General features: G+C 72.4%; 18 protein-coding genes and 2 pseudogenes. 13 read left to right on the forward strand and 7 right to left on the reverse strand.

The window, feature by feature from the left end:
• Positions 1-497 precede the first annotated feature (497 nt).
• The 4 genes and pseudogenes from ABZT14_RS11405 (at position 498) to ABZT14_RS11420 (ending at position 5,549) form a co-directional block, all read left to right on the forward strand.
• Positions 498-3,140, forward strand: coding sequence for a replicative DNA helicase (locus tag ABZT14_RS11405; protein ID WP_356300174.1), 2,643 nt, complete (start codon positions 498-500; stop codon positions 3,138-3,140).
• 215 nt (positions 3,141-3,355) lie between these two features.
• Positions 3,356-3,884: pseudogene (locus tag ABZT14_RS11410) on the forward strand (dipeptidase).
• Positions 3,881-4,564 (forward strand): maleylpyruvate isomerase family mycothiol-dependent enzyme, encoded by a 684-nt coding sequence (locus ABZT14_RS11415; RefSeq protein WP_356299696.1) that lies wholly within the window; start codon positions 3,881-3,883, stop codon positions 4,562-4,564. The pseudogene ABZT14_RS11410 and the gene ABZT14_RS11415 overlap by 4 nt, the downstream one beginning before the upstream one ends.
• A 421-nt stretch (positions 4,565-4,985) precedes the next feature.
• Positions 4,986-5,549 (forward strand): GNAT family N-acetyltransferase, encoded by a 564-nt coding sequence (locus tag ABZT14_RS11420; RefSeq protein WP_356299698.1) that lies wholly within the window; start codon positions 4,986-4,988, stop codon positions 5,547-5,549.
• Positions 5,550-5,719: 170 nt separating this feature from the next.
• Here the strand turns inward: ABZT14_RS11420 and ABZT14_RS11425 are convergent, their stop codons facing one another.
• On the reverse strand, positions 5,720-6,283 hold the full coding sequence (locus tag ABZT14_RS11425) for a DUF3291 domain-containing protein (RefSeq protein ID WP_356299700.1): 564 nt from the start codon (positions 6,281-6,283) through the stop codon (positions 5,720-5,722).
• A 1,080-nt stretch (positions 6,284-7,363) separates the two neighbouring features.
• On the opposite strand from ABZT14_RS11425, the gene ABZT14_RS11430 reads away from it, so the two are divergent.
• A complete protein-coding gene (locus ABZT14_RS11430) occupies positions 7,364-8,089 on the forward strand; it encodes a nucleotidyltransferase domain-containing protein (protein ID WP_356299702.1) in 726 nt (241 codons plus the stop codon).
• A gap of 173 nt (positions 8,090-8,262) precedes the next feature.
• On the opposite strand, the gene ABZT14_RS11435 is transcribed toward ABZT14_RS11430, so the two are convergent.
• The gene (locus ABZT14_RS11435; RefSeq protein ID WP_356299704.1) at positions 8,263-8,829 is read right to left on the reverse strand and encodes a DapH/DapD/GlmU-related protein; all 567 of its coding nucleotides are present in this window, start codon (positions 8,827-8,829) and stop codon (positions 8,263-8,265) included.
• Positions 8,830-8,997: 168 nt separating this feature from the next.
• On the opposite strand from ABZT14_RS11435, the gene ABZT14_RS11440 reads away from it, so the two are divergent.
• Together ABZT14_RS11440 and ABZT14_RS11445 are read left to right on the forward strand one after the other, a co-directional pair.
• Positions 8,998-9,921 carry a LysR family transcriptional regulator gene (locus ABZT14_RS11440; RefSeq protein WP_356299706.1) on the forward strand — a complete coding sequence of 308 codons (924 nt, stop codon included), beginning with the start codon at positions 8,998-9,000 and terminating at the stop codon, positions 9,919-9,921.
• Positions 9,922-9,978: 57 nt separating this feature from the next.
• The gene (locus ABZT14_RS11445) at positions 9,979-10,413 is read left to right on the forward strand and encodes a VOC family protein (RefSeq protein ID WP_356299708.1); all 435 of its coding nucleotides are present in this window, start codon (positions 9,979-9,981) and stop codon (positions 10,411-10,413) included.
• 37 nt (positions 10,414-10,450) lie between these two features.
• Here the strand turns inward: ABZT14_RS11445 and ABZT14_RS11450 are convergent, their stop codons facing one another.
• Together ABZT14_RS11450 and def are read right to left on the reverse strand one after the other, a co-directional pair.
• Positions 10,451-11,023: an AAA family ATPase gene (locus ABZT14_RS11450; RefSeq protein ID WP_356299710.1), complete on the reverse strand. Its 573-nt coding sequence runs from the start codon at positions 11,021-11,023 to the stop codon at positions 10,451-10,453.
• 353 nt (positions 11,024-11,376) lie between these two features.
• On the reverse strand, positions 11,377-12,039 hold the full coding sequence (gene def / locus ABZT14_RS11455) for a peptide deformylase (RefSeq protein WP_356299711.1): 663 nt from the start codon (positions 12,037-12,039) through the stop codon (positions 11,377-11,379).
• Positions 12,040-12,161: 122 nt separating this feature from the next.
• Here def and ABZT14_RS11460 point away from each other — a divergent pair, with 122 nt between their 5' ends.
• The 3 genes from ABZT14_RS11460 (at position 12,162) to ABZT14_RS11470 (ending at position 14,838) form a co-directional block, all read left to right on the forward strand.
• Entirely contained in the window at positions 12,162-12,767 is a 606-nt protein-coding gene (locus ABZT14_RS11460) for a winged helix-turn-helix transcriptional regulator (RefSeq protein ID WP_356299713.1), read from the forward strand.
• A 299-nt stretch (positions 12,768-13,066) separates the two neighbouring features.
• Positions 13,067-13,552 (forward strand): MarR family transcriptional regulator, encoded by a 486-nt coding sequence (locus ABZT14_RS11465; RefSeq protein ID WP_356299715.1) that lies wholly within the window; start codon positions 13,067-13,069, stop codon positions 13,550-13,552.
• Complete coding sequence (locus tag ABZT14_RS11470; RefSeq protein WP_356299717.1) at positions 13,549-14,838, forward strand: MFS transporter; 1,290 nt, start codon at positions 13,549-13,551, stop codon at positions 14,836-14,838. The genes ABZT14_RS11465 and ABZT14_RS11470 overlap by 4 nt, the downstream gene beginning before the upstream one ends.
• Before the next feature lie 371 nt (positions 14,839-15,209).
• On the opposite strand, the gene ABZT14_RS11475 is transcribed toward ABZT14_RS11470, so the two are convergent.
• Positions 15,210-15,485 (reverse strand): helix-turn-helix transcriptional regulator, encoded by a 276-nt coding sequence (locus ABZT14_RS11475; protein ID WP_356299719.1) that lies wholly within the window; start codon positions 15,483-15,485, stop codon positions 15,210-15,212.
• A 58-nt stretch (positions 15,486-15,543) separates the two neighbouring features.
• Between ABZT14_RS11475 and map the strand changes: the two genes are divergently transcribed.
• Entirely contained in the window at positions 15,544-16,311 is a 768-nt protein-coding gene (gene map / locus ABZT14_RS11480; protein ID WP_356299721.1) for a type I methionyl aminopeptidase, read from the forward strand.
• A 649-nt stretch (positions 16,312-16,960) separates the two neighbouring features.
• On the opposite strand, the gene ABZT14_RS11485 is transcribed toward map, so the two are convergent.
• A complete protein-coding gene (locus ABZT14_RS11485; protein ID WP_356299723.1) occupies positions 16,961-17,506 on the reverse strand; it encodes a DinB family protein in 546 nt (181 codons plus the stop codon).
• Positions 17,507-17,569: 63 nt separating this feature from the next.
• On the opposite strand from ABZT14_RS11485, the gene ABZT14_RS11490 reads away from it, so the two are divergent.
• Both ABZT14_RS11490 and ABZT14_RS11495 read left to right on the forward strand, forming a co-directional pair.
• Positions 17,570-18,313 (forward strand): peptidase E, encoded by a 744-nt coding sequence (locus tag ABZT14_RS11490; protein WP_356299725.1) that lies wholly within the window; start codon positions 17,570-17,572, stop codon positions 18,311-18,313.
• 61 nt (positions 18,314-18,374) lie between these two features.
• Positions 18,375-19,193, forward strand: a complete 819-nt coding sequence (locus ABZT14_RS11495) for a GNAT family N-acetyltransferase (RefSeq protein WP_356299727.1) — start codon at positions 18,375-18,377, stop codon at positions 19,191-19,193.
• Between the two features lie 78 nt (positions 19,194-19,271).
• On the opposite strand, the pseudogene ABZT14_RS11500 reads toward ABZT14_RS11495, so the two are convergent.
• Positions 19,272-19,625: pseudogene (locus ABZT14_RS11500) on the reverse strand (CAP domain-containing protein); the annotation flags it as partial.
• Positions 19,626-19,652 lie beyond the last annotated feature (27 nt).

Below are 19,652 nucleotides of genomic sequence, written 5' to 3' on the forward strand. Positions count from 1 at the left end.
GCTCGGGATAGAGAAACCGCTGGTCAGATCGATGATCGCGAGAACGTGGCCGACTTCTCCACACACTGTCCCCCGACTCGTGCACAGGCTGGGGCCGGTTGTCCACAGCTTCCTGTGCGTTGTCCACAGGGCCTGTGGACAACGTGGTTGGCCCAGCCCTCCCGTCGTCCTACCGTAGACCGGCGCCCGCCCCTGTTTCCCTGGTCGTCACCTCGGCCTCCCGCGTACCGACCGGGGTCACCCCACCGTGAACGGTGTCGGGTGCCGCACTGTCAGACCCATGCCGTAGGAATGGGGAACGTCGCCGGCGGTTCGCCCGGCCGGACCCACGCCGGCGGTCCACGCGACGCCCGTCCGACGGACGGTCACGCAGAGCCCGACCGAGGGAGTAAGGAGGCGCCGTCGTGACCCAACACCCCGAGCACACCCGGCAGTTCGACGGCCGCCCCGGCGACCGCCTCCCCATGTCACGTCAGCGCGGCGGCGTACGCCAGGACATGGGCGCCGAACCCCCGGACTACGGCGACGGCCCCGGCTTCGACGCCCCCCAGACCTTCGAGCGGATGCCGCCGCAGGACGTCGACGCCGAACAGTCCGTGCTCGGCGGCATGTTGCTGTCCAAGGACGCCATCGCCGACGTGGTCGAGGTCCTCAAGGGCCACGACTTCTACAAGCCCGCCCACGAGACGGTCTACCAGGCGATCCTCGACCTCTACGCCAAGGGCGAGCCCGCCGACCCCATCACCGTCGCCGCCGAGCTGACCAAGCGGGGCGAGATCGCCCGGGTCGGCGGAGCCGGCTACCTGCACTCCCTGGTGCAGATGGTGCCCACCGCCGCCAACGCCGAGTACTACGCCGAAATCGTCCACGAGCGCGCGGTGTTGCGGCGCCTGGTCGAGGCCGGCACCCGTATCACCCAGATGGGATACGCCGCCGACGGTGACGTGGACGAGATCGTCAACTCCGCCCAGGCGGAGATCTACGCGGTCACCGAAGCCCGCACCAGCGAGGACTACCTCCCCCTCGGCGACATCATGGAGGGCGCGCTCGACGAGATCGAGGCCATCGGCTCGCGTAGCGGCCAGATGACCGGCGTACCCACCGGGTTCACCGACCTCGACTCCCTCACCAACGGCCTCCACCCCGGCCAGATGGTCGTCATCGCCGCCCGTCCGGCGATGGGCAAGTCCACCCTCGCCCTGGACTTCGCCCGCGCCTGCTCCATCAAGCACGGCCTGCCCAGCGTGATCTTCTCCCTGGAGATGGGACGCAACGAGATCGCCATGCGCCTGCTGTCCGCCGAGGCCCGAGTGGCCCTGCACCACATGCGCTCGGGCAACATGAGCGACGACGACTGGACCCGACTGGCCCGCCAGATGCCCGACGTCACCGAGGCCCCGCTCTACATCGACGACTCCCCCAACCTGTCGATGATGGAGATCCGCGCCAAGTGTCGCCGCCTCAGGCAGCGGAACGACCTGCGGCTGGTCGTCATCGACTACCTCCAGCTGATGCAGACCGGTGGCTCCCGCCGGCCCGAGAGCCGGCAGCAGGAGGTCTCCGAGATGTCCCGGAACCTCAAGCTGCTCGCCAAGGAGCTGGAGGTCCCGGTGATCGCGCTCAGCCAGCTCAACCGTGGTCCCGAGCAGCGCACCGACAAGAAGCCCATGGTCTCCGACCTGCGTGAGTCCGGTTGCGTCACGGCGGACACCCGCGTGCTGCGGGCGGACACCGGGGTCGAGGTGACCATGGGCGAACTCCTGGCGAGCGGCGCCCGCGACATCCCCGTCTGGTCACTGGACGAGCACCTCCGCATGGTCCCGCGCACCATGACCCACGTCTTCCCCAGTGGCCGCAAGGAGGTCTTCCGGCTGAGGCTGGCCTCGGGCCGGGAGATCGAGGCCACCGCCAACCACCCGTTCCTCACCTACGACGGCTGGGCGCCCCTGGGCGAGTTGGCCGCCGGCACCCGGGTCGCGGTCCCCCGCCACGTCAGCCCGCCCTCCCGCACCGAGCGGCGCCCCGAGGCCGAAGTCCTCCTGCTGGCGCACCTGTTGGGCGACGGTTCCCCGGCGCCCGCCCAGCCGCCGTACGTGTTCGGCGCGGGCGCGCCCGGTGGCGCCGAGGCGAACCTCCGCGCGGTCGAGGAGGCGGCGGCCCACTTCGGCCTCACCGCCCACCGGCAGTCGCACGGCAAGGGCTGGCGCCTCTCCCCGCCGACCTCCTCCCCGGCGGGCGTACACCCGCTGACCGCCTGGCTGGAGGGCCTGGGACTCCACGGAAGGCAGCCGCACGAGCGGTTCCTGCCCGCCACGGTGCACGCACTCCCCGACGACCAGGTCCGACTGTTCCTGCGGCACCTGTGGTCCGCCGGCGGGACGGTCACGGCACCCGACTCCGGGACGGCACGGGTACGCCTCACCACGAGCGCCGAACGACTGGCGCGCGACCTCCAACAGCTGCTGTCCCGCCTGGACATCCAGGCCCGGGTGCGCCGGAGCCACGGCACCCCGGGACCGGCCCGGTGGACGGTGGACGTCCCGGGCGTCGAGGACCGCCAGCGGTTCCTCAGCGAGGTCGGCACCTCCGACCACCCCGACCGCCGGCTGATCACCGCCAGCGAGCGGCTGCGGCGGGTGGCGGCGCCCACCGAGGTGGACACGGTGCCCCAGGACGTGTGGGGTGCGGTACGCGAGGTGATGCGGGACCGGTCGGTGACCACCCCCGCCTTCCAGGCCGAGTTGGGCCTCGCCCAGCCCGGTACGCCCCCGGGGCGAGGCCGACTGGGCCGGGTCGCCCAACTCCTGGAGAGCCGGGACCTCCACCTGGTGGCCACTAGCGACGTCCACTGGGACGAGGTCGTCTCCCTGGACAGCCTGGGGGAGCGGGAGGTCTACGACGCCACGGTGCCCGGCACCCACAACTTCGTCGCCAACGGCGTCCACATCCACAACTCCATCGAGCAGGACGCCGACATGGTGATCCTGCTCCACCGCGAGGACGCCTACGAGAAGGAGTCCCCCCGGGCCGGAGAGGCCGACCTGATCGTGGCCAAGCACCGTAACGGCCCCACGGCCACCATCACCGTCGCCTTCCAGGGCCACTACAGCCGCTTCCAGGACATGGCCGGGGGCATGTAGGGGGCTGTTGGTGAGGCTCGCGGCTCGGTGGGTGCGTTCTTCCTGGTGGCGTAACGGGCGACCTCTCCATGCGGGGAGCGAACGCTGACACCCTGGCCACCCGGGCCAGTCACTCGTGAGCCGGGGGCGCGGTGGACGTCGCCGCCGAGTACCCGTCATCACCGTGGTGCTCTCGTAGCGGACCGAGACCGGCGTACGGGCCTCTTCGCTGGTCGATGAGCCAAGGGGCAGCACCCCGGGGCGCCTTCGCCCACCTGCGGCAGGGAGTGCGCGATCGACTCCTCAAGGGCGGTCAGAGCTGCCTCAAGGATGACGCTTGCGGTTCGTCGAGGACTGTCGCCTGCCGTCCCCGCAAGGTCACCACTTCGACGAGTACGGAGATCAACTGCGGGCCGATCACCCCGAACTGGCCCGTTGAGCCGGTACGTTCGGCAGCCAACCGCTACGTGTCCCGCCTGAGACCGCACCCCACAGCGCCGGCGCAGCCGTTGACCTGACGCTCGCGGACGCCGACCGCCGTGAACTCGACCTGGGCACCCGCATGAACGCGACTCCTGAGGACAGCGTGGGCGCCCGCTACCCGTGGGCTGACCAGATCAGCGATGAGGCCCGCCCCCATCGGGATGTGACCTGGCCAGCCACCCCACCAGGTGGCGGCACTGGTCATACGGAGACCGATACTGGGCCTTGATGACAGGAGCGGATGTCGCCCACCACGGGCCCAGGGAGCTGGATTCGGCATGAACCAGGATCGGGTAGTCGAAGCGTTCTCTCTTGAGACTGGGCAACTCGCGCGGGCGATGACCGAGGTCTCGGAGGCTGAGTGGCGTCTGCCGACGCGGTGCGAACCGTGGAGAGTGTGCGACTTGCTGGCGCACGTTCGGGTGGTGATCGCCTGGCTTCCCGACATGCTGACCGCATCGGCGCCGACGTGCGCCGAGGTCTCCGCAGCGGAGTACTACCGGCCCGACGACCGTTTCGCTCCGAGAACCAACGCGGCTCGGATCGCTCTGGCCCAGGCCCACGCGGCCGAGCAACTGAGTGGCACCGCCCTCGTCGAGGACTTCAGGGCCACCTGTCAGCGGGTGGACCGACTGTGCAGGGCTGAGCCGGAAGGACGTGTGGTCCGCACCAGGCACGGCGATCCGATGCTCCTGTCGGAGTTCCTGCTGACGCGGGTGGTTGAGGTCGCCCTGCACGGCCTGGACCTGGCCGACGCCCTGGGACGCGAGCCGTGGCTGACCTCCCAGGCCGCGGACCTGGTGCGGGATCTGCTGCTCGACCCGGATGGTGTGGCGGCACTGGAGAAGCTGGGTTGGGGGCGGCTTCGCTTCCTGCGCAAGGCGACCGGGCGTGAGCCGATCACAAAGGAAGAAGCGCTTGACGTCGACCGCCTGGGCATCCGGTGGCTCGCGCTGGGCTGAGAACGTCGTTGGAGTGGAGCTACCGGCGTCGGGCGGGGAGGGCCGTGGCCGAACGCCCAAGGACATGACACGTCCCTGAGACGGATGCCTTGCCGTGAGACACCGAAAGAGGCACCAGGTCAGAGCGGTGGGCCGGGACACGGATGCTCAGGGCTGATGTCGGGTGGAAGGCCAACCCCCCGGCGTACGGCGGGCGGAAGCGCTCTTTCGGCCAGCCGTCCGTCGTGCGAACGCGCGTCGGCACCATGCGCGGGAGTTCGCCGTGACGTTCGTGGAGCGGCCCAACCCCGAACGCGAGCTGGCGAGACGGCCGCAGGCATCCAGGTCGGCTCGGCCTTTCCCGCACGGGACTTGAGCCCCACAGGCCGTGCGGGTGCGGGCGCCGCCCTTCACTGTCAGTAGGTGCTGGCACCCTCCCCGTATGGCTTCCGACTCGCTCCGCTTGGCCCAGGCCACCACCGCGCGGGACATCACCCCGGATCAGCGGCGGGCCCTCATCGACTGCTGGATCGACGTCTCCAACGCGGGCGGCGCGGCCGGCTTTCCTTTCCCGCCCGTCGGCCGCCGGGATGCCACTCCCGCTCTCGATGCCATCCTCGAAAGCCTCGCCCCTCAGACCTGCCGCCTCCTGATGGCACTGGACGGCGAGGATCTGGTGGGCTGGCTCACCATACGGCGCGACACCTTCCCGCTCATCGCCCACTGGGGAACCCTCCACCACCTCCAGACCCGCACCGACCGGCGTCGTCAGGGCATCGGCGCCGCCCTGGTGAAGGAGGCCCATACCGTCGCCCGCGACGAGATGGGGCTTGAGCAACTGCACCTGGCCGTACGAGCTGGCGTCGGGTTGGAGAACTTCTACGAACGGCTCGGTGGGAAAGAGATCGGGCGCTGGCGCGGAGCCCTCCGGTTCGGCCCCGGGGACGATCGCGACGAGGTCCTCATGCTCCTTGACCTCGGACCCAAGGACATGACACGTCCCTGAGACGGCACCCCAGCGACACGGCCAACCCGCCCGCGAGGCCTGGGATGCGGGGGCGCCGGCCCCGTACCCGGGAACCCGTTGGGTTCCCACCACGTCGGGGGTGAGCGGCTTGACGACGGCACCTCGTCGAGGGGGCGGCATCGAGGGCGGGAGAAGCGGGCCCGGCCCGTTCAGGACTCCCCGTCGGCGTACCTGGTCGGCCCCACTCCCCTGATACGGCTGGGCGTTCCGTCCGGGGTGAACACGCGGTGGAAGGTGAAGGCGCGTGGTGTGGGGCCGTCGTCGTGGAGGCGCTCCAACTGGGCGACCCCGTCCTGCCAGGTGGGTGTCACGTCCTCGGGGACCCACCAGAACACGTGACTCGGGTGTTCCGTCCTCTCGAACCAGTCGTGACGCCTGTTCAGCGCCTCACGGTGCGGTCCCGTGTAGATGGCCTCGGCAGCGGGGCGCGGACCGGTCCACAGGGAGAGGCTCGCGGCCAGGGCGACGGTTTCCGCCGTGCGGCCCTTGTCGTACCAGGCCGGTACGGCGAACTCCCCCCACGCGCCCCAGTCCACGTCGAAGTACGTGCCCCCTTCACTGTCCGCCGCCACGGCGTGAGCGAGGTATCCGGGGTGCTCGCTGATCGTCCGGTAAACGGCCCCAGCGCGGTCGTGGAACTCGCGGGGGAGAGGCGCGGGATCGGCGAGAGGTGATGTCAGAACGCCGAAGGTGTAGAGAGCGAGAGAGGGCATGGGTTTCTCCTCGATTCGGGGTGCCAGACGTGAACCAGTTCGGTGGCTGGTACGCGCGGGTGTGGAATTCGTGGGCGTGCCGACTCACCCCTCGTAGGGATTTCAGGGGAAAGGAGGAAAGGGGGAAAGGAACCCTGTACGAGCGGTGCGGGATCGTTGACGGCATGGTGAAGGTAGCCGTCACCACGGCCCCTGTCGAAGTTGCGGTTTCCCCGCCCAAGTGGCTTTCCGTACCGGGCTTTTCACGTCAGCCGGAACCGGGATTTCTCCGTTGGCGTTCCCGCTTTCTCCGTACCGCGACCGGTGGAGCGGTCCGTGCCTCTGGCGACCGTGCCGAGTCGCGGAGGTACCGCGTGGCCTCGGCCACCTGGTCGTGATCCACTGGGCTGGTGGGCCTGTCCGTGGACGTCTTCGTCGTCGGTGAAAGGGATCGGGCCGAGTGCTGGACGTATCCGAGGGCGGTTCGGACCTCGTGGGCTTCGGGCGTGGGCGGAATTCGGTAGGGGGCTCCGAGGCCGTTCGCTCACCGGGTGCGCGCTTCTTTCCTGTTCCGGCTGGAGGTGACGTGCGGTTACTCCCGCACCAGGTGGCGGAATTCCTGACCGGATGTGCCCTGATACGCGGGACCACGAATTCGTGGTCCCGCGTACTGGTTTGTCGAGAACACACACCGAGTACGTCTGGCAGGTCCCGGAGTAGCTGGGCGGTATCGAGGACGCGAGGGCGTGGCGAGGAGAAGTCGCCGTCGCCGACAGCCCCGCGTCGGAGGGTGACCCGGCCCCTCACGCGCCCATCACCCGAGGTGGCCGAGGGGACCCGTCGTGAGCGAGGTCGTGGTCACCGGACCGGGTGTTACCGAGGACTCCCTAGGGGACGGGCACCGGAGGGCCGGTACGGCGTGAACGGCTGCCGTAGGGCGACGGGTTGCCGGTGGCCGCCGTCCGCCCGCTCCCTGCCAGGGTGGCCCCCCTCAGCGAAGTCCGGCGGCACGGGGAGCCCGGACGCGGACGGTGCTCCCAGCGCTCCCAGCGCCCCCATGGCCCCATGCCCCCGGCGGGCAACGGACAGGATGATCGCCCCATGAACGATTCCGACGCCCTGATCTCGCAGGCCCGATCCCTGGTCGCCGACCGCTTCCCCCACGCCCTGGGCGCCTTGCTCGGTGGCTCCGCCGCGCGGGGACGGGCTTCCGCGACCAGCGATCTGGACGTGGTCGTCCTGCTGCCGGACGGGGACCCCAGCCGTCGCGAGGTGGTGCGCCACGAGGGGACCCTGGCCGAACTGTTCCTGCACACCGCCGAGGACGCGCCCCGACACTTCGAGCGGGATCGCGGCCTCCGTCGGGGCACCGTCCTGTTCCTCTACGACGAGGGACTCGTCCTCACCGACCCCCGGGGACGTCTGGCACGGGTGCGCGAACAGGCGCGAGCCGTACTCGCCGCCGGCCCCCCGCCGCTCACGCCCGACGAAGGGGAGCGGGCCCGCTACCTCCTCACCAGCTTCGTGGACGACCTGGCGGACACCCCCTCGACCGAGCGCGGTGAACAACTCGCCCTCGCCGACTTCACGTTGCGGGAGGCGGCCCATCTGCTCACCGCCCATCACGGAGCCTGGACGGGGATCGGCAAGTGGTTGCCGCGCCGGCTGGTGATCGCGGACCCGACGCGCGGCGGTGCCCTGCTGGAGGGGCACCGTGCCGTCGCCGAACGGGCGGACCCGGACCGGCTGGTCGCGGCTGCCGAACGGGTGCTGCACCTGGTGGGCGGGCCCCTGCGGGAGGGGTACACGCACCGCTGGTACGCCTGACCGCACGACGGTGGACAGTCCCAGAGCCCCGGGTGCCCTGGGATGGCTGGCCGTGACGGGAGCGGTGGCCGGGGTCGCCCGGTCACCGCCGGGAGGGGCCGGCGTACGTGACCGGGGTCGGGCCGTCGTAAGGGGGGCGTACGGGGAGCCGGACGGTCGTACGGGCCTCGGACTCAGTCGTCCCACTGCCGGCGGGCGGACGCGGCCGGGCCGGTCACCAGGGTGTTGGGGGGAACGTCCTTGGTGACGACGGCTCCGGCGCCGACCACGGCACCGCGTCCGATCCTGACACCGGGGAGTACCGTCACCGCCGCTCCCAGCCACGCACCGGCCTCGACGGTGATGGCCGCCCGGGTGATGAACTCGCTCCGCTCGGAGGCCCGGAGGGGGTGGTCGGAGGAGATGAGGTTGGTCTTCGGGCCGATCAGTACGCCCTCGCCCAGGTGGATGCCACCCTGGTCCAGGAAGGTGCAGCCCTGGTTGACGAAGACGTGCTCGCCGAAGTCGATGCCGAGTCCGTGGTCGGTGTAGAAGGGCGGGTAGACGGTGACCGAGTCGGGCACCGGCCGGCCGACGATCTCGGACAGCAGGGCCGCGCGGGCGTCCCGGTCGTCGAAGGGCAGGACGTTCAGCCGTGAGGTGAGCGTGGTCACCCGCTCGATCCGCTCGGCGACCCGTACGAACTCGGGGGAGCGCACGGAGAGGCGGTCCGGTTGGGGGAGACGGGTGTGCTCGGGCATGAGGTTCCTCGCGATCGCCTGGGGGGGCCGGCGTGGGGCGTTCGAGCGGCACGACGGCGGATCAACCAGCGGTTGACCGGTGCCATCCAAGCCACCCGGTGGAACCGGGATCAAACAACGACCGGGACGGCCACGAACAACCTCTGGTTGTCCTCGTAGGCTGAGGCGATGGACGTCACGGCCGTACGTACCTTCGTCGCCGTCGCGGACGCGGGACAGTTCCAGGAGGCCGCCGTCGACCTCTCGGTCACCCCGCAGGCGGTCTCCAAACGCGTGGCCGCGCTGGAGGGGGAACTCGGCGTCCGACTCTTCACGCGCGAACCGGGCGGGGCGCGGCTCACCATCGACGGGCGGGCGTTCCTGCCGCACGCCCGTGGCTTCCTGGACTCCGCCGAACGTGCCGTCGCGTCCGTACGGCCCGGCCGGCGGGCGTTGCGCGTCGACGTGATCGGCCGGCAGCTCTCCCTGACGGGGTTGCTGCGCGACTTCCACCGGGCCCACCCCGAGGTCGAGTTGGACCTGGTGACGCTGTACGACTCCGACACGGCCACCGCGGCGGTCCGGGACGGGACCATCGACGCGACGTTCCGCGCGGTGACCGTCTCGGGCCGGCCCCTGCCGCGCGGGGTGGAGGCCGCCGCCGTGTTCGACGAGCCCCTGTGCCTGTTCACCGGGCCACGGCACGAGTTCGCCAAGGCCCCCGCGCTCGCCCCGGCCCGCCTCGCCGGACGGCGCGTCTGGATGCCCGGCAACCTGCCCGGCACCGAGTGGGCGGCGTACTACGACGAACTGGCCGCCGCCTTCGGCTGCGTCATCGACTCGGTGGGACCGGACTTCGGCATCGAGGCCCTGCTCGACACCGTCGCCGCCTCCACCACGTTGGCCACCTTCGTCAGCGCGCGTACGCCCCTGGTGTGGCCGCCCGGCCACGACCCGCGCCGTATCCCGCTCCGGGATCCCACCCCGCTCTACCCCCACGCGCTGGTCTGGCGTAGCGACAACCCCCACCCCTCGCTGGCCGTCCTGCGCCGGTACCTCACCGCCGCGTACCCCGAACGCCCCGGCGACGTCTGGACACCACGGGGGAAGTGACCCGGGCGGCGCGTAAATTCGCGGGCCGATCCGCTCCGGTCCCCCTAGGGTGAGCCGATGCCACCGATCAAGCAGGTACAGGTCACCTTCGACTGCGCGGAGCCCGGGCGGCTCGCCCGCTTCTGGTGCGAGGTGCTGGGATACGTCCTACCGGCTCCGCCGGAGGAGTTCTCCTCCTGGGAGGAGTACGAGGACGCGCTGCCGCCCGAGGAGCGGGACGCGTGGGCCGCCTGCGTCGACCCTTCGGGCGCGGGCCCGCGTCTGTTCTTCCAGCGCGTTCCCGAGGGGAAGGTCGTCAAGAACCGGCTTCACCTCGACGTACGGACGGGTACCGGGCTCGTGGGGGAGGAGCGCCTCGCCGTACTGGAGGCGGAGTGCGCACGGCTGGTCGCCCTCGGCGGGGCACGGGTGCGGCTGCTGCCCGCCAACGACGAGGACGAGTCCTGCCTGGTGATGCAGGACGTCGAGGGCAACGAGTTCTGTCTCGACTGAGGCCGGCGAGGACCGCCCGACCTCAACTCCCGCCACCTCAGGCCCTGTTGTCACCCGGGAGGGGGACCCGGGTGGGGCGGGCCTCCCCGCCCCGTACCGCCTCGGCGATCCGTGCGGCGGCCTGGGCGGGCGTCAGCCGTGTGGTGTCGACCACCTCGGCCTCGGCGTGCAGCCAGGTGCGGGCGGCCTCGGCGTAGGGCTCCAGGTACTGGAGACGGAACGGGGAGTCGGGCCCGAGGACGGTGTCCCCGGCGATCCGCGCCCGCAGGGTCTCCTGGTCGGCGTGCAGGACGAAGTGCCGGACCGGGATGCCGTGGTGGGCGAGGCCCGAGCTGATCTCCCGCCAGTACCGCTCGACCAGGACCGTCATGGGCATCACCAGGGTGCCCCCGGTGTAGTCGAGGACGTGTCGGGCGGTCTCCACCACCAGCCGCCGCCACGGCGGCCAGTGCTGGAAGTTGTCCGTCGCCGGCAGCCCCGGGCTGACGTCCATCAGGGTCTCGCCGACCTTCTCGGCGTCCAACACCCGTGAGTCCGGGACGAGTTGCCGTACATGCGGGGCGGTCGTCGTCTTGCCCGCGCCATGGGTGCCGTTGAGCCATACGATCACCGGGCCGAGTCTAGGGCGCCGCGTTCGGCCCACCGCGAGGGTCGCGTGCCCCCGGCGCCGCACCTCGCCCCACCTCGCCGGACCTCGCCGCTGCGGCGGTCGGGGTCGCCGGTCCGTCGCGTGGGCCCCTGGTCCGCCTCGCGCTGTCCCACGGCGTACGACACCAGGACGGGGCCACTGTTCTCCCAGATCCGTACGGCACCTCTGGGCGGTTCCCACCCGGTCAGCGAGGTGCCGTACGGAGGGGCGTACGGGCGCGGCCCGGGCGCCCCGTGGGCCACCAACGTGCCGCTCCGCCCGCCCCCTTGGCCGGCGCCCTCCTGCCCCAAGTGGCCGTGACCCGGGTGCGGGACTCAGTGGCCCAGACTCGCGGCCTTGCTCACCCGCCGGGCGAGGACCTCCTCGTGCTGGTTCTCCATCTGCCGCAGCGCGTCCTTGCGGTCGCGCCGGGAGAGCCGGTCCAGGTACGTGTGGCCCAGGAGGTGGTCCGTCTCGTGCTGGAGGCACCGGGCGAAGTAGCCCGTGCCCTCGATGACGAGCGGCTGGCCGTCCTTGTCGAACCCCCGCGCGACGGCGCGGTCGGTACGGGGGACGGCCATGGCCGCGCCGGGTACGGACAGGCAGCCCTCGAACTCGTCGACCAGCCGGCGGTCGCCGGGACCGGGCAGTTCCAGTACCGGGTTGACCAGGTGGCCGACGTGCCGGACCCCGTGGTCGTCGGGGCAGTCGTAGACGAACAGGCGCAGGTCGACGTCGACCTGGTTGGCGGCCAGCCCCGCGCCGTCGGCCACGTACATGGTGAGGAACATGTCGTCGACCAGTGCCGACAGCTCCGGCGTACCGAACTCGGTCACCTCCCGGCACGGCCGGCTCAGCACCTCCTCGCCCACCACCGTGATCCGGCGCACCGCGCCACGTTCCGCCCCCGGAGGCAGCGCGGGACAGTCCTCAACCGGGCGCCCCTGTAGGCGAGTTCGGCTATCGGGGGTACCGAAACGCTGGTGACGGACGGACATGGCCGCTCCCTCTTCCTTCGTGCCTTCTCGCGCCCCACGCGGGTCGCCGCGAGCCGGGTGGCCCGTCGCTCCTGGCGGGCGTGCTCTTGCCAAGTCCTTTGCAAAGTAGCAGACTTTGCAAAGTGACTGAAGACGACGTCAACCCTTCGCCGAAGGTCCCACCCGCCGGTGTCGGCGAGGAACTGCGGGAGCACGCGGTACGCACCGCGCTGCTGAACCTGCTCGCCGAGGTCGGCACCGCCACGGCGACCGAAGCCGCCTCCCGGCTGGGCTACAGCTCCGGCCTCTGCTCCTTCCACCTGCGGCAGCTCGCGCGGCACGGGTACATCGAGGAGGCCCCGCGCGCCGGGGGCCGGCAGCGCCCGTGGCGGCTGCGACGGGAGCCCGCCCCCGACGGCGGGGCGGCCGGGGAGTCGTTCGGCGAGCTGGCCCGGGGGCTGGAGGACGAGAGCTGGCAGCAGTGGCTGGACCAGCGGGACACCGCTCCCTCCGAGTGGCGCCACGACGAGGCCTTCAGCGCCGTCGCCTACCTCACCCCCGAAGAGATGAGCCGGGTCGCCACGGCGGTCCGACGGGCGCTCGTGCCCTACCAGGACCGCGAACAACGCCCCCTGGCCCGCCCCGACGGCGCCCGCCCGGTCGCCCTCATCACCCGGCTGTTCCCCCTGCTTCCCCACGACGAGGGCGACGAGGGCGAGGAGGACGCGAAGGGCACCGACCGCGACTGACAACCCCGACCGGGACACCGGCCCGTACGCGGTGCCACTCCCCTCCGGGCGCCCTCTCCCGGTGGCGGTCCCCCGGACCTCGGGCTCGCGCCCCGGGCTCCTGGCGGCTGGTCCCCGGACCTCGGCGCCGCGGTCGCCGGCCCCCGGCACCGCCCGAGGTGCCCCCGCCGTTGCCCGCTCCGTGGCGAACTGGCCGTGCCCCGTGGGGAGTTGGCCGGCCGCTGAGGGGGCGCGGGTCGGGGTGGTGCGCGTCATCCGGGGCGACCCCGGAAATATCGCAGCGCTGTTATATTAGCGCTGTGACATCTGCTGACCCCACCGCCGAACCCGATCCCTGGAAACCGCTGCACCAGTTGTTGGCGGACATGGATGCCGAGATCGAGCAGGTCTACCGCGCGCGGGGCATCGAGGGGGTGCGGCCACGGTTCGCGTATCCCCTGATCCGGCTGGCCCACATCGGGCCGGTGACCATCCGCGAACTCGCCAGGTCCCTCGACCGCTCCCACTCCGCGATCAGCCAGACCGTCGCCGCCATGCGACGCGAGGGACTGGTCACCTCCGAACCGGGTCCCGACGCCCGTACCCGGCGCATCGACCTCACCGAACGGGGGCGAGCCCTGGTGCCGTTCCTGGAGGCCGAGTGGCGGGCCACCCACGCCACGGTCGCCGAGTTGGACGCCGAGGTCCCCCACGCGTTGACCGCCGTCGTCGGGGAGGTGCGCCGGGCCCTGGAGCGGCGCTCCATGCGGCAGCGCATCCTCGACCACCTGGTCGAACCCTCGTGAACGGCGCGCGTGCGCGCCTGCTCGACATCCGTCCGCTGCGCGGCAGCCGCCCCTTCCGTCATCTGTGGGCCGGCTCCTCCGCCTCCCAACTGGGCGCGCAGATGGCCACGGTGGCCGTGCTGGCACAGGTCTGGGACCTGACCGGCAGCCCGGTGGGAACCGGTGCCATCGGGCTGGCCGGTGGCCTGCCGATGGTGGTGTTCGGTCTGCTCGGCGGCTCGCTGGCGGACTCCGTCGATCGCCGTACCGTGGTGCGGGCCACCACCACGGGCCAGTCGCTGGCCGCCGGAGGGCTGTGCGTCCAGGCGCTGGCGGACAACCGCAGCGTGCTGCTCCTGCTCGTCCTGGTCGCGGCGAGCAGCGCCTTCGGTGCCCTGGGAGCGCCGGCCCGACGCTCCTTCCCCGTACGGCTGTTGCCGGCGGACCAGGTCGCCGCCGGGCTGGCTCTGACCAACCTCTCCTTCCAGGTGGCGATGCTGGCCGGGCCGGCGCTGGCCGGAGTGGTCATCGCCCGCTGGGGCCTGCCCACCGCCTACGGGGCACAGGTCCTGGCGGTCACCGTCTCGCTGCTCGCGACCCTCCGAATCCCGTCCATGCCTCCCGGGGCGTCGGAGGGGGCCGGGAAGGGTGACGGATCTCGTCGTGTCCGTCGGCCGGAGCGTGGCGGTTGGGGGATCGTCCTGCGTCGTCCGACGCTGTGGGGTTCGATGGCCACCGACCTGTCGGCGACCTTGCTGGCCATGCCGATCGCGCTCTTTCCCCTGGTCAACGAGACGCGTTTCGGGGGGAGTCCACGGACACTCGGACTGTTCCTGTCGGCGGTCGCGTTCGGTGGGATCGCCGCCGGTCTGCTCTCCGGCACGGTGACCCGCTGGCGTCGTGGCGGCCTGGTCCAGCTGGTCGCGGCGGTGGTCTGGGGCCTGGCCCTGGCCTGCTTCGGGCTGGCCGGGCACCTGTGGTGGGCGTTGGGGTGCCTGGCCGTGGCGGGCGCGGCCGACACGGTCTCGGTGATCACCCGGGGTGCCCTGGTCCAGTTGGAGACACCGGACGCGTACCGGGGACGGGTGACCTCCGTGGAGCACGTCATCGGTGTGGCCGGCCCCGAACTCGGCAACCTCCGTGGGGGGTTGCTGGCCTCGGCCACCTCCGCCTCCTTCTCGCTGGTTGCCGGGGGGCTGTCCGCCGTACTGGCGGTCACCGTGGTGGCCGCGACCAACCGCCCCCTCCGTGGCTACCGCACGCCGTCCACCGCCGGTGGGGCGGAGGCGGTGAAGACCCCCGGGTAGGTGGGTCGTGGTGGTGTACCGGTACGAGGGCGGGCGTCCCCGCCTCCCGAGGTCGCCGGCCCCCGGCACCGCCCGAGGTGCCCCCGCCGTTGCCCGCTCCGTGGCGAACTGGCCGTGCCCCGTGGGGAGTTGGCCGGCCGCTGAGGGGGCGCGGGTCGGGGTGGTGCGCGTCATCCGGGGTGGGCGGTGCGCGTCGGCTGCCGGCGGGCTGGGGGCGGCTGCCGGGCGGACGTGTGCCGTGCTCGGGGTGAACGGGGCGTGGGTCGGGGAGTGCGAGGTGCCGGCCGGTCGGGCCGGTTTCCACGGCGTACGGGCCCGGGTGGTCGTGCGGGGTCACCCTGCCCGGGGTGTCGGGGCGGGCGGGGCAACGGTCAGGCGGTGAGGGCCTGTTCGTCCTGTTCGGTGTCCTGGGCACAGGCGTCGGCGAGCGTGTCCAGGGAGAGCCCCAGGGTGGCGGCCAGGGCCGCGACGGTGAAGAAGGCGGGGGTGGGGGCCCGTCCGGTCTCGATCTTGCGCAGGGTCTCGGCGGACACCCCGGCCGCCGCCGCGACCTCCGTCATGCTGCGGTCGCCGCGTGCCTGGCGCAGCAGGGCGCCGAACCGTTCTCCGCGTCGTCGTTCCCGGGGGGTCAGGGGGGTGCGCACCATGACCGTGATACTAATACCGGTATAAGAATTGGCGCTACGCGGGAGGGTGAGGGCCGCCATGGTGGAGCTCAAGAACGACACGGCACTGGACGCCATGCGGGAGGCGGGACGGGTGGTGGCCCGCGCCCTGGAGGCCGCCCGGAAGGCGGCGGCGGTGGGCGTCTCCCCCCGGGAACTGGACGAGGCGGCCCGCGCCGTACTGGCCGAGGCCGGAGCCGGCTCCCCCTTCCTCGGCTACCGCCCCTCCTTCGCGCCCACCCCCTTCCCGGCGGTGATCTGCGTGTCGGTCAACGACGCGGTGGTGCACGGCATCCCCACCGACCGCCCGCTCGCCGACGGTGACCTGGTGAGCGTCGACTGCGGCGCCGAACTCGACGGGTGGACCGGCGACGCCGCCATCAGCTTCACCGTGGGGATGCCCCGCCCCGAGGACCTGGAGCTGATCGCCACCACCGAGCGGGCCCTCCAGGCCGGTATCGCGGCGGCCGTACCGGGCAACCGGATCGGTGACATCTCCCACGCCATCGGCACCGTCGCCCAGGCGGCGGGCTGTGGAATGCCGACCGACTTCGGAGGTCACGGCATCGGGCGCCGTATGCACGAGGACCCCGGCGTACCCAACCGGGGCCGTCCCGGCCGTGGTTACCCCCTACGTCCCGGACTCGTCCTGGCCATCGAACCGATGCTGATGGCGGGCGGCCGGGACGCCTACCGCACGGCCGGGGACGGGTGGACCCTGTGCACCGTGGACGGCAGCCGGGCCGCCCACGTGGAACACACCGTGGCCGTCACCGAGGAGGGGCCCCGGGTGCTGACCCGGCTCTGAGGCCCCGGACTGGTCCGGGCCCGGTCTGGGGGCGCACCCGGTGAAGGAGGGCGGCCCCGACCGGGCGCCGTCGGTGGGGAGTTGGCCCTCGGACCTCGGCCGCTGGCGGTTCCCTGGTGCCGTCAGGGGCGGGTGTACGGGTGCCGAGGTGCGGCCGGGGCGCGGTACGGCCGGGGAGCCGGCGTGCCACGGCGGCCCGGGGCTCTGGTGACACCCGCCACGGTGGGGCGTGTGGACGCCTGTCGGGCAGGTCGTGGTCCCCGACTGGGCGCCGTCGGTGGGGAGTTGGCCCTCGGACCTCGGCCGTTGGCGGTTCCCTGGTTGCCGTCAGGGTGCCCGTACGGGTGCTGAGGTGCGGCCGGGGCCCCAGTCCGGGGCGCGGTACGGCCGGGGAGCCGGCGTGCCACGGCGGCCCGGGGCTCTGGTGACACCCGCCACGGTGGGGCGTGTGGACGCCTGTCGGGCAGGTCGTGGTCCCCGACTGGGCGCCGTCGGTGGGGAGTTGGCCCTCGGACCTCGGCCGCTGGCGGTTCCCTGGTTGCCCTCGGGGTGCCCGTACGGGTGCCGAGGTGCGGCCGGGGCTCCAGTCCGGGGCGTGGCCCTCCTGGCCTCCGGCCCGGGAGTCTCGGGTACCGCTACCGGGGCGGGGTCACTCGCCGGTCTGCCCGTCGATCGCTTCCCGCAGCAGGTCCGCGTGGCCGTTGTGCCGGGCGTACTCCTCGATCAGGTGGACCAGGATCCAGCGCAGACTGGGCGTCTGGCCGTCCGGCCGGGAGTGGGCCGCCAGTCGGCCCAACCCGCCCTCGTCCAGGGCCTGTTGGATCAGTCCACGGCAGCGGGTGACGGTGTCCCGCCACAGGGTCAGCAGTTCCTCGGGGCTGTCCGACCCGGCGGAGTGCCAGTCCCAGTCGCGGTCCGCCTTCCAGTCGACGGTGTCCCACGGGGGGTGTGGTGCTCGTCCGTGCAGCCACCGGGCGCACCAGTCCTCCTCGACGTAGGCCAGGTGCTTGAGCAGCCCGCCGAGGGTCATGGTGCTCCGGGCGGTGGTGGTCCGCAGCGCGCTGGCGTCCAGCCCGGAGCACTTCCACTCCAGGGTGGCCCGCTGGTAGTCGAGGAAGCCCAGCAGGGTGGCCGCCTCGTCCCCCGCGAACGGTGGTTCGGGGCGGCCGTGTTCGTCCAGCTCAGTGTCGGTCATGCCCGGAGTGTAGCCAGCGGGCGGGCCACGTACCGGGGCCCCGGGCGCCCCTAGGGTGGGCCCATGAGCGCACCCGTACCCACCGTCCTGGCGACCTCCGGGGGTCACCGCCCCGGCCTGCGCACCATGGTGGAGTTCGACGCGCTGGTGTACCACGCGGTGGAGCTGTCGGGGGCGCACGGCAGACGTCCCCGGGTGCTGTACGTGGGCACCGCCATCGGGGACGCCGAGCACTTCACGGCGCGGATGGCCGAGGCGGCGCGGATGGCCGGCTTCGACCTGACCCCGCTGTGCCTGTTCCCCATGCCCAACGTCGAGGACATCGCCGCCACCGTCATGGAGCAGGACGTGGTGTGGGTGATGGGCGGCTCGGTGGCCAACCTGCTGGCCGTCTGGCGGGTCCACGGACTGGACCGCGTCCTGCGCCGGGCCTGGGAGGCAGGGGTGGTGCTGAGCGGGGTGAGCGCCGGTTCGCTGTGCTGGTTCCAGGGCGGGGTCACCGACTCCTTCGGACGTCAACTGACGCCGCTCACCGACGGGTTGGGCCTCCTGCCGTACGCCAACGGGGTGCACTACGACAGCGACCCGGGCCGTCGCCCCCTGGTGCGGCGACTGGTGGCGGACGGCACGTTGCCCACCGCGCACTGCACCGACGACGGGGTGGGCTTGGTCTACCGGGGCACCGAACTGGTGGAGGCGGTGACCGAGACCAGCGGCCGTAGCGCCTACGTGGTGACCCGCCAGGATGACCGGGCGGTGGAGGAACCCCTCAGCACCCGTCGGCTGCCCGCCGTACCGCGCCGCTGAGCCGGCGTCGGGCGCGCGATATCCGGTTGCCGTCCGCCCTCCGGGGTGGTGACCTCCCGCCATGCGAACCGAACCGGTACGACGACTGCTGGACCTCCAACTGCGCCGGCACGCCCGCCCCGACGACCCGCGTGCGGTGGTGGAGCGGGACGGCCCGGTGGTGCGGCGGTACGGGCCGGGCTGGAGCGGGGTCCTCTGGTCGGACCTGGACCGGCGTAACGCCCCTCGGGTGATCGCCCGGCAGTGCGCCCACTTCGCCGGGCTGGGCGGCGAGTGGGAGTGGAAGGTGTACGGCCACGACCGGCCGACGGACCTGGGGCGCCGCCTACGACGGGCCGGACTGGTACCGGGGGAGCCGGAGGCGGTGCTGGTCGCCGAGACGTCCCCCCTCCCCCACCGGGCCGAGCCGCCCCGGGAACTGCGGCTGCTGACCTCGCCCCTGCCCGAACGATGCCGGGGACACGGCGACGGGGCCGGCGAACTGTCCGTGGAGCGGGCGGTACGGCTGGCCGCCGAGGTGCACGCGGCGGCCTTCGGCCACGACCCCGACCCCTTCGCCGCCCGGCTGCGGGACCAGCTGGACCGGGCGCCCGGCTCGATGGTGCTGACGGTGCTGGCCGAGGGGGAACTCCCGGTCAGCGCGGCCCGGTTGGAGCTGCCGGCCGGCGCGGACTTCGCCGGCCTGTGGGGCGGCGGTACCCGCCCGGAGTGGCGCGGCCGGGGCCTGTACCGGGCCCTGGTCGCCCACCGGGCCGCCCTCGCCGCCCGGCTGGGGTACCGCTTCCTCCAGGTCGACGCCCTGCCCACCAGCCGACCGGTACTGCGGAGGCTGGGCTTCCGCCAGGTGGCGACCACCACCCCCTACCTGGCCGGCCCCTGACCCGGTCGCCCGCCGTCGGGCCGGGGCGGTCGGGTCAGAGGGGCCTGGACCGTTCAGCCACGGTCCGGGGACGGGCGGTCAGCGGGCGGTACCGAAGTCCTGGGTCCACCAGGGGCCGCCGCTGGCCTCGTGGAAGCCCACGCCCATCTCCTCGAAGTCACAGTTGAGGATGTTCTCGCGGTGACCCTCGCTGTTCATCCACGAGTCCATGACCGCCTCGGCGTCCCCCTGACCCCGGGCGATGTTCTCCCCGTAGGTCTTCCAGGTGTAGCCGGCGTCGGTGACGCGGTCACCGGGGCCCTCGCCGTCCGGGTTGGTGTGGGAGAAGAAGTCCCGTTCGGCCATGTCGCTGGAGTGCCCCTGCGCCGCGTTCTCCAGCCTGTTGTCGAGGGTCACCGGCTCACAACCAGCCTTCTCCCGCTCCTCGTTGACCCGCTGGGTCACCTGCTCGACCACCTC

Origin of the sequence: Streptomyces sp. NPDC005438 (assembly GCF_040606315.1) — a bacterium.
Taxonomy (GTDB): domain Bacteria; phylum Actinomycetota; class Actinomycetes; order Streptomycetales; family Streptomycetaceae; genus Streptomyces.